At 71.7% G+C, this 2,765-nt stretch carries 3 protein-coding genes; all 3 read left to right on the top strand.

Annotated features, from left to right (window positions below; translation table 11 throughout):
- Positions 1-15: 15 nt before the first annotated feature.
- Positions 16-1,356: an ammonium transporter gene (locus tag VGI02_RS18645; RefSeq protein ID WP_331629567.1), complete on the top strand. Its 1,341-nt coding sequence runs from the start codon at positions 16-18 to the stop codon at positions 1,354-1,356.
- 85 nt (positions 1,357-1,441) lie between these two features.
- A complete protein-coding gene (locus tag VGI02_RS18640; RefSeq protein ID WP_331629563.1) occupies positions 1,442-1,897 on the top strand; it encodes a Fur family transcriptional regulator in 456 nt (151 codons plus the stop codon).
- Positions 1,898-1,919: 22 nt separating this feature from the next.
- A partial coding sequence (locus VGI02_RS18635) for a peroxidase family protein (protein WP_331629565.1) occupies positions 1,920-2,765 on the top strand: 846 nt, incomplete at its 3' end.

The raw sequence follows: 2,765 nt of genomic DNA, 5'->3' as shown, positions 1-2,765 counted from the left end.
TCGGAGGGGCCCGGTGTGATCGATTCGGGTAGTACCGCCTGGGTCCTGGCGAGTACGGCGCTGGTCATGTTGATGACCCCCGGCCTCGCGCTGTTCTACGGCGGCATGGTCCGCACGAAGGCCGTCCTCAACGTGATGATGACGAGCTTCGTCTGCCTCGCCGTCGTGGGCGTGATCTGGGTGGTCTACGGCTACTCGCTCGCGTTCGGCCCCGACGCGGGGGGCGGGCTGATCGGCGGGTTCGGCGACGTCGGCATGCGCCACCTCGACACCGCCGTCGTCGGGAGCGGGTCCTCCGCGATCCCGGCCGGCGTCTACGCGATGTTCGAGCTGATGTTCGCGGTCATCACCGTCGCCCTGCTCGCGGGCGCGGTCGCGGAGCGCACCCGGTTCTGGCCCTGGACGCTGTTCGTGCTGGTCTGGGTCACGCTCGTCTACCTCCCCGAGGCGCACTGGGTCTTCGCGCTCGACGGGGCCACCGGGCCGGGCTCGGTCGGGGGCTGGATCGCCAACCGGCTGCACGCTCTCGACTTCGCGGGCGGCACGGCCGTCGAGATCAACTCCGGGGCGTCGGCCCTGGCGCTCGCGCTCGTCGTCGGGAAGCGGCGGGGCTGGCCGCGCGACCCGATCCGGCCGCACAACCTGCCCTCGGTGCTCCTCGGCGCCGGCCTGCTGTGGTTCGGCTGGTTCGGGTTCAACGCGGGCTCGGCGCTCGGGGCCACCGCGGCGGCGGGGACCGCCCTCGTGTCGACGATGACCGCGGGGGCGGCCGCGGTGCTGTCCTGGCTGGTGGTCGAGCAGATCCGCGACGGGAGGCCGACGTCGCTCGGCGCGGCGTCGGGTGCCGTCGCGGGCCTGGTCGGGATCACCCCGGCCTGCGCCTACGTCGAGCCGCTCGGTGCGCTGGTGATCGGGCTCGCGGCGGGCGCGATCTGCGCCTGCGCGGTCCGCCTCAAGTTCCGGTTCGGGTTCGACGACTCCCTCGACGTCGTCGCGGTCCACGGCATCGGCGGCCTCGTCGGGATGCTGCTGATCGGTCTGCTGGCCTCGGTGGCCACCAACCCCGCGGGGGCGGACGGGCTGCTCTACGGCGGCGGGCTCGCCCAGCTCGGGCGTCAGGCGGTCGCCGTCGTCGCGGTGCTGGCCTACTCCTTCCTCGTCACGGCCCTCATCGCCTGGGTGATCTCGCGGACGATCGGGCTGCGGGTGGACCCCGAGGTCGAGACCGAGGGCGTCGACGAGGGCGAGCACGCCGAGAGCGGCTATGACTTCTCGACGGTGATGTCCGGGTCGGGCGGGCACCGGCCGAGCGCGGTCCACCCGAGCGTCACGGGGTCCCGGCCGCCGTTGTCCTGAGGCTGCTCGGGGCGTCGCCGGTGCGGCATCTGCCGATGACCTCGGATTCTTGATTGATTCCAGAAACTCGGCCACACTGCGTCGCGTGCCGACGACGACCGACTTCGAGCGCATCGTGCGCGGAGCCGGTCTGCGCGTGACGCGTCCCCGTCTCGCGGTCCTGTCGGCGGTGCACGACCACCCGCACCTCGACACGGACGCGATCATCGGTCTCGTCCGGAGCGACCTCGGCGCGGTGTCCCACCAGGCCGTCTACGACGTCCTGCGGGCCCTCACCTCGGCCGGGCTGCTGCGGCGCATCGAGCCCACGGGCTCGCCTGCGCGGTACGAGGCGCGGGTCGGGGACAACCATCACCACGTCGTGTGCCGAGCCTGTGGGGCGATCGCGGACGTCGACTGCGTCGTCGGGATCGCGCCGTGCCTGGCCGCCTCGGACGACCACGGCTTCGTCGTCGACGAGGCCGAGGTCGTGTTCTGGGGTCGCTGTCCCGGTTGTACGACCACCACCTCTCAACCATCCGGAGGGAACTCACGTGTCTGAGCACGTCACCCGCGAAGCGGAGATGAACCAGGAGGACGCGGGCGGGTGTCCGGTCCACGCCGGCAAGCTCTCGCACCCCACCGAGGGCGGCGGCAACGTCGACTGGTGGCCCAACCAGCTCAACCTGCGGATCCTCCGCTCCCACACCGACACGTCCAACCCGATGGACGCCGACTTCGACTACGCCGCGCAGTTCGCGACCGTCGACCTCGATGCGCTCGCGAAGGACGTCGACACGGTCCTCACGACGAGTCAGGACTGGTGGCCCGCCGACTTCGGTCACTACGGCGGCTTCATGATCCGCATGGCGTGGCACTCGGCCGGGACGTACCGTCTCGCCGACGGCCGCGGTGGTGCAGGCATGGGCATGCAGCGCTTCGCGCCGCTGAACAGCTGGCCCGACAACGGCAACCTCGACAAGGCCCGCCGTCTGCTGTGGCCGGTCAAGCAGAAGTGGGGCCAGAAGGTCTCCTGGGCCGACCTGCTGATCTTCGCGGGCAACCGCGCGCTGGACACCATGGGCTTCACGACCTTCGGCTTCGCCGGTGGCCGCGCCGACGTGTTCGAGCCGGACAACGAGACCTACTGGGGCCCGGAGAACTACTGGCTCGGTGGCGACCAGCGCTACTCCGGTGACCGCCAGCTGGAGAAGCCGCTCGGCGCGTCCCAGATGGGCCTGATCTACGTCAACCCGGAGGGCCCGGACGGCAACCCGGACCCGCTGGCCGCGGCCCGCGACATCCGCGAGACCTTCGGCCGGATGGCGATGAACGACGAGGAGACCGTCGCGCTGATCGCCGGCGGCCACACCTTCGGCAAGACCCACGGTGCCGGCCCGGCCGAGAACGTCGGCGCCGAGCCCGAGGGC

It is taken from the genome of Actinomycetospora sp., from assembly GCF_036497245.1.
In the GTDB taxonomy this organism is placed as follows: Bacteria; Actinomycetota; Actinomycetes; order Mycobacteriales; family Pseudonocardiaceae; genus Actinomycetospora.
Note: the sequence above shows the minus strand (reverse complement) of the source record. Positions and strands in the feature narration are given on the sequence as shown.